Raw genomic sequence first — 6,678 nt, 5'->3', positions numbered from 1 at the left:
GACCAGATCGGCCTCCCGTTCGAATCTGGCGCGCACCTCCTTATCGAAGAACATCTCCCGATTCAGTAGTTTCAGCGCCGTCATCCGCGGCAGTGGCGGGTGTTTGGGCAGGTTTGCCGAGCCCCAGCCCCCCCGGGTGGGCCGGCGGTGGCCGCTCCCGACAGTGCACCGCCCGGGCAGCTCGTTGTACTGAACGAATACTGCGAGGAGCCCGGCACGGTCGCGCATGTGGAGGACGGCCGCACTGTCTACTGCACCCAGGTGGAGGCGACCGATGCGTTCGTCTGGTCGTATTCGCCGGACCCGATACCCAGGGATCCCAACACTCGCGAGTACACGTGCGCCGAGGACGGCTGTCGCTATCCCGACGGTTCGGAGGTTCCGGGGGATCAGCGGTGCGGGATCCTGTGCGGTGAACCGCCTACGTCCGGCGATGTGCAGAGCGGTTTGGCCGACTGCTTCGACTCGGGTACACCGTTCGAGGAGTGTGAACGACGGCTGCCCGAGTGAGTAATGCGCAGCTGGAGCTTTTACTGCGGGAAGAGCGTCAGAACCTGCGACATCACCTGGCGGGCGACGTCGTCGGTGGCCGAGGTGACTTCGACGGCCGGTACGCGCGGAACGACTGTGCTGCCGGTAGGTAATTCGGGGCCGACGACGGCGGAGTAGATCGGGATCCTGCTGTCGTAGAGCGAGGTCGTGCGGAAGACGGTGCGGTCGTCGATCTTCTCCTCGGTGGCGCGGGCCCGCACCTGGTCGGTGACGCGGTAGTCGTAGGCCACGGTGACGGTTTCGTCGCGATACCGGAACAGGCATTGGGTGAGCCGGCGTTCGTCGGTATCGGCGGTGCCGTCGAGTTTCGCGCGGACGGCGCACGGGTCGGCGCCGAGCAGGACGGTGTCGACGGTATCGGGGGAGCTGCCCTGAGGCGGCGACTGCCGCCAGCGGTCGATCATACCGGGCAGCAAACCGTCGGCGACCGTACACGAATCGCGGTTCGGGACGGAGAGGCCGAGGTAGAAGGCCGCGCCCGAGGGGAAGCGGGCGGTGGCGCCGCAGGCGCGGGCGCCGGGGTCGCGGTCGGGGACCAGCAGGACGTGCACGTCGCCGAGATGTTTGTCGATACCGAGTCGCGGAGCCAGCGGGGGCAGCAGGGTCGAATGCCAGGTGAGGGTGGCGGCTTCGGCGGGGGCCGGGTCGCCGAGGGTGGCGCGGCACGAGTCCAGGCCGATCGTTATGTCCTGGATTTCGCCGAGGTCCAGGTCGTCGAGGGTATCGCGGGGGAGGAGGGCGCAGACGTCGATCTGGCGCGTCGCCTGGGCGACGGCGGCCTGCTGCTGCGGGGTGTCGGCGGGTGCCGACCAGAATTGCGGCGGCGGGGCGGGGATCGCCGGGGACCGGGTGGTGCCGGTGTTCGGGTCGTCGCCGCAACCCGCCACGGCGAGTACCACGGCTGCGGCAAGTGCGAGCATGCGATAGACCGTCACCCGTGACCTCCCGGTGCGAGCTGAGCAGGACCGTTGCCCGCATCGAGTCTGCGGCACCGGCAACCTCAGCGCAAATATCCAGGGTGTCGGCCGGTTCCACGGTGTCGTCTGCGGTGTGACCCGCCACCGCACCTGGCCGGGAAGAGTGCGGGGTGGAGGTCTGCCCGCCCGGTCGGCCGGAGTCGGGGCTCAGCGTGGTGCCGCCGGCCGGTCGCGACCTGCGTTGCGGGCCGTACCCCGGTGAGCAGGCACGGTGGTGGGATCCTCCGGCCAGGCGTGCTTGGGATAGCGGCCGCGGAGGTCGGCGCGGACCTGCGGCCAGCCGGTATGCCAGAACGACGCGAGGTCCGCGGTGACCGCCACCGGGCGCCGGGCGGGGGAGAGCAGATGCAGCACGATCGGGACCCGTCCCCGGGCCAGGCGCGGTGTCTCCTTCCAGCCGAAGACTTCCTGCACCTTGACAGCCAGCACCGGTTGGTCGGCCGCGTAGTCGAGGCGGAGGCGGCTGCCGGAGGGCACCTCGAGGCGGTCGGGGGCCAGTTCGTCCATCCGGGCAGCGTCCGGCCAGGGGAGCAGGCGCTGCAGTGCCTGCCCGGCGTCGATACGTTCGAGGTCGGCGCGGCGGCGGGCGGCGGCGAGTTCGGGACCCAGCCAGGTGTCGGCGGCGGCAAGCAACGATTCGTCGTCGACCGGTGGCCACGGGGCGCCGAGGGTGCGGTGCAGGAAATCGAGGCGCTGCCGCAGGGCGACGGCGTCCGTGTCCCAGGACAGCAGGCCGAGACCGGCCGAGGTCAGCCCGCGCCGCACCGCCGCGGCCAGCTGGGCGCGATCGGGGTCGCGGAGGGGTCGTTCGGACAAGGTGATCGCGCCCAGGCGTTCGATCCGCCGCGCGACCACATCACCGTCGGCCCACTCGATTTCGTCGGCAGTCGTGATCAGGTTCGCCGCGGCGCGGCGCGCGAGCTGTTCATCGGCGACCGCCGCCAGCCGGATATATCCGTCGGACCGGCCGGGATCACGCGTGGCGACACCGACCGCCAGCCATTCCGCGTCGCCCGTTCCAGCGCCGGCGGGCAGTGTCACGGCGGTGCCGCCGGCCATGAGGTAGCTCGCGGAGTCCGGGCCGCGGCGGCGGGCCAGCCGTTCGGGATGGGCCAGCGCGACGACGTAGGCGGGATCATCGGCCCCCTCCGGTCCCTCGACCGTACGGGTCAGCCGCTCGACCTCGCGTCGCCAGCGCGCCGGCTGCTCGCGCCGCAGCGTCCGCAGCCCGGCCGCCAGATCGACGCCGGACGTATGGGTGTCGTCGTCGAGGACGGTGACCACTTCCGCGGCAGTGCGCGCCCCGACGACGGCCGCACCGTCGAGCAGTGCGCGTGCCAGCCGGGGATGCAACCCGATCCGGGCCATCCGCCGCCCGCGGTCGGTGACCTGGCCGTCTTCGTCCACGGCACCCAGTACTCGCAGAACTTCGCGCCCGGCCGCCAGACCGCCCGGTGGCGGTGCGTCCCACCAGGTGAGGCCGTGTCCGTCGGCGGTACCCCAGCACGCCAGCTCCAATGCCAACCTGGTCAGGTCGGCGGTGCGGATCTCCGGCTCGGGATAGGCGGGCAGGGTGGCGTGTTCGTATTCCGGCCAGCAGCGCCACACCCGGCCCGGTGCCTCGCGACCGGCCCGCCCGGCGCGCTGGCCGGCCACCGCCGCCGACACCCGGACCGTGGCCAGTCCGGCCAGTCCGCGCGACCGATCGATACGCGGCACGCGGGCGAGTCCCGAATCCACGACGGCCCGGACGCCGGGCACGGTCAGACTGGACTCCGCCACCGCCGTGGACAGCACCACGCGCCGTCGTGGGCCGGGCCGCAGCACGGTGTCCTGGTGCGCGGCCGAGAGCCGGCCGTGCAGGGGAAGGATATCGACGTCGCCGAGGCCGGCCAGAAGTGCCGCCGTCCGGCGGATCTCGGCGGCGCCGGGGAGGAAGACCAGGATGTCGCCGTCGGTTCCGGCGAGCGCGTCCCGGGTGGCGCGGGCGACCTGTGCTTCCTTGCGCTCGCGGGGCAGCGCCGGAAGGTATGTCGTATCGACAGGATGGGTGCGGCCCTCGACCTGTACCACCGGCGCCGGATGGTCGGCACCGAGCAGCGTCGCCAGCCGGTCGGCGGCGACGGTCGCCGAGGTGGCGAGCACCCGCAGATCCGGTCGCAGTCCGGCCCGGGCATCGAGGAGCAATGCCAGCAGCAGGTCCGCGTCGAGATGCCGTTCATGACATTCGTCGAGAACGACGGTATCGACGCCCGCCAGGTCGGGGTCGTCCTGTAACCGCCGGACCAGCAGCCCGGATGTCACGACCTCGATCCGGGTCCGCCGCCCTATCCGGCGATCTCCCCGGACGGAGTAACCGACGGTCTCACCCACCTGTTCACCCAGCAGCGCGGCCATCCGCCCGGCCGCGGCCCGCGCCGCCAGCCGCCGGGGCTCGGCTACGAGCACCCGGCCTTCGATACTCGCGGCCAGCGCCAACGGGACGAGGGTGGTTTTGCCGGTTCCGGGCGGGGCGACCAGGACGGCCGTCTCGTGTTCGGTCAGCGTTTCGACAATACGGTCGAGAACACCACGGATCGGTAGATCGGGAAGCTCGGGCAGTTTCATTACCGAACAGTCTGATACCTCGGCTCCGGGCTGCCACATCCACCGCTCGACCTGCTCGGCCGGCCGGTCTCGGTCCGGCCGGGTGCCGCCGCGATGTTATGGATCAGTTGCGCCGCGCGAGCTCACTGAGCAGGCGGTCGTGCTCGGTGTCCGGTTCTTCGCGGTTGATCTGCGGGGGCCGGTACGGCTGCGGGCGCGCGGGCCGGCGTTCGGTCTGCCGGCGAAGTTGCAGGGAGGTCAGTGCGCCGACCACCGTCGTGCAGACCGCTAGGTGGACGATGCGCGGGTCGCCGCCGGCGAGGTGGGCGATGCGCGGGTTCGGCGTGACCAGGCATATCTCGACACCGTCGCGCCGATAGTGTTGCGCGTCCTCGGCCAGCGCCGCGAGGGTGCGCAGCGACAGGAAGTCGAGCCTGGTGGTGTCGACGATCAGCGCGCCGCGCCCGGCCGCCGCCGTCTCGACGGCCTTACCTACTTCCCGCCGCCACAGCGACAGTGTGTACGCGTCGGCTTGACCCCGGACCGACAGGACGACGATCTCGCCGCGGCGCCGGACCCGGAAGAGTAGTTGTTGCTCGGGCGAGCGCGTAGACGAGGACGCGGCATGGGCCGAAGCGAAGGACGAGGAGCTGGTATCGGCATTCATAAGGCACCCGACTCGGCTCAGGATGCGTTCGCGCATCGCGGTCACGCCGACCCTGCATGTCTCAAGGTGAACCCGTGACTGTGTCCCACCCTAGCCCACTCGACCGGGTACGGGCGGGGTCGATGCGATCTCGCTGCCTTCTCTTCGGTGCGGGTTTACCCGGTTCGCCGCCGGGTAGGCCGCTCGCCGGCGGCAGCGCCGTCGCCGGTCGGGACCGGGGGCAACCGGGCTCCGCCGGGCCGGCTCTTCGCCGCATTGTGCGTCCCCAACCTTCGAGAAGGGAGTTCACCATGAGTCAGATCAGCCCCGTTCAGGTCCAGAAGTATCTCTCCGGTATCGACTACCCGTGCGATCGTGACGGCTTGGTTGCCGCCGCGGAGAACAACGGAGCCGATGCGGAGGTACTGCACGCCCTCGAGGGGCTTCCGGACCGGACGTTCGACGGGCCGAACGCGGTCAGCCAGGCAATCTTCTGATCCGCGAGCGCAGCGGGTCATCCGGGTGGGGCCGTACCGGCACGGTGGGCCCCACCCGGTCGCTGCCGCCCCCGCATCGGCGTGAACAGGGACACCACGTTTGACCCGGACCATCCGGGATATCCGGCGCGGGTGAAGAAGAATATTTTCGTGCCGGCTCTCACCGAGACCCAGCGCGGCGAAATAGGAACGATCGATATTCCGGGGGGAATATCCGTACACGGGCTGCTCGATTACGAATCGTTGATATCCGCCGACGAATTGGATTTCGACGATTTACTGGATCGGGCTCGCGCGGAGCTACATGCTTTCGACGGTCCGGTGGATGCCGTTATCGCGCACTGGGATTTCCCCACCAGTGTGATCGTGCCTCTCCTCGCGCGCGAATTCGGGCTGCCCGCACCGACCCTGGAAAGCGTTCTGAAGAACGAGCACAAATACTGGAGCCGGGTACTGCAACGCGAAGTCGTACCCGAATGCGTTCCGAAATTCTGTGCGTTCGACCCGTTCGACGACGAAGCGCTCGACGATATCGATATCCCGTTTCCGTTCTGGGTGAAACCGATCAAATCGCATTCCTCGCAGTTGGGGTTCGAGGTCCCGGACCCGGAGACCTTCGTCTCCGCAGTCCAGCAGATCCGGGAGGAGATCGGCCGGATCGCCGACCCCTTCGACCGGGCGCTGGCACGGGTCGAGGTCCCCGGCGATATCCGGATGGCCGGTGGGCGTACCTGCCTGGCCGAGGAGATCGTCACCGGTACGCAGGCCGCGCCCGAGGGTTCGATGTTCCGCGGCGACTATCACGTGCACGGGGTGTTCGATATGCGCCGCGACGCCGAGGAACGCAGTTTCACCCATCTCGACTATCCGGCGCGGTCGGTGCCGCCGGACGTACAGCAGCGGATGATCGAGGTGACCGAGCGCTATCTGCGCCACACCGGTTTCGACAACGGCTGCTTCAACTCCGAATTCATGTGGGACGCCGAGACCGGGAAGCTGTGGCTCATCGAGGTCAACACCCGGATCTCGCAATCGCACAGCGATCTGTTCGCGAAGGTGGACGGTAGTTCCAATCATCTCGTCGCCATCGATGTGGCACTCGGTATTCCGCCGCGGATGCCGCACCGGAAAGGCGAATTCGCGGTGGCCGCGCAGTGCCTGGTGCCGCGCTACGAGGACGGGATCGTCACCAGGGTCCCGAACGAGGACGAGATCGCGGCATTGCGTGAGCGTTTCCCGGGCACCGTGGTGAAGATCGATGTGGAGGTCGGGGAGAAGCTCTCGGGAATGCCGAATCAGGACGCCTACCGATACAAACTCGCCACCCTTTACATCGGTGCCCCCGACGCCGAACGGCTCGAGCAGCGCTACCACGACGCCATCGCGGCGCTGCCGTTCGAATTCGAGGAGGTCCACTGAG

6 protein-coding genes and 1 pseudogene are annotated in these 6,678 nt (G+C 69.4%); 3 read left to right on the top strand and 4 right to left on the bottom strand.

The window, feature by feature from the left end; all coding sequences use genetic code 11:
• Window positions 1-228, bottom strand: a pseudogene (locus tag QH196_RS23735) (hypothetical protein); the annotation flags it as partial.
• On the opposite strand from QH196_RS23735, the gene QH196_RS23730 reads away from it, so the two are divergent.
• Entirely contained in the window at window positions 148-510 is a 363-nt protein-coding gene (locus QH196_RS23730; protein WP_280418031.1) for a hypothetical protein, read from the top strand. The pseudogene QH196_RS23735 and the gene QH196_RS23730 overlap by 81 nt on opposite strands.
• Before the next feature lie 20 nt (window positions 511-530).
• Here QH196_RS23730 and QH196_RS23725 read toward each other — a convergent pair whose 3' ends face one another.
• The 3 genes from QH196_RS23725 to QH196_RS23715 form a co-directional block, all read right to left on the bottom strand.
• Complete coding sequence (locus QH196_RS23725; RefSeq protein WP_280418027.1) at window positions 531-1,487, bottom strand: peptidase; 957 nt, start codon at window positions 1,485-1,487, stop codon at window positions 531-533.
• Window positions 1,488-1,676: 189 nt separating this feature from the next.
• Window positions 1,677-4,136, bottom strand: coding sequence for an ATP-dependent helicase HrpB (gene hrpB, locus QH196_RS23720; RefSeq protein WP_280418026.1), 2,460 nt, complete (start codon window positions 4,134-4,136; stop codon window positions 1,677-1,679).
• Between the two features lie 103 nt (window positions 4,137-4,239).
• Window positions 4,240-4,782, bottom strand: coding sequence for an STAS domain-containing protein (locus QH196_RS23715; RefSeq protein WP_280418025.1), 543 nt, complete (start codon window positions 4,780-4,782; stop codon window positions 4,240-4,242).
• A 290-nt stretch (window positions 4,783-5,072) separates the two neighbouring features.
• Between QH196_RS23715 and QH196_RS23710 the strand changes: the two genes are divergently transcribed.
• Together QH196_RS23710 and QH196_RS23705 are read left to right on the top strand one after the other, a co-directional pair.
• Window positions 5,073-5,258, top strand: coding sequence for a DUF2795 domain-containing protein (locus QH196_RS23710; RefSeq protein WP_280418024.1), 186 nt, complete (start codon window positions 5,073-5,075; stop codon window positions 5,256-5,258).
• A gap of 150 nt (window positions 5,259-5,408) precedes the next feature.
• Window positions 5,409-6,677, top strand: a complete 1,269-nt coding sequence (locus QH196_RS23705) for an ATP-grasp domain-containing protein (protein ID WP_280418023.1) — start codon at window positions 5,409-5,411, stop codon at window positions 6,675-6,677.
• Window position 6,678: the final 1 nt, after the last annotated feature.

The sequence above is a fragment of the Nocardia carnea genome (assembly GCF_029868325.1).
In the GTDB taxonomy this organism is placed as follows: Bacteria; Actinomycetota; Actinomycetes; order Mycobacteriales; family Mycobacteriaceae; genus Nocardia; species Nocardia carnea_C.
This window is presented reverse-complemented; position numbering and strand designations above follow the sequence as displayed.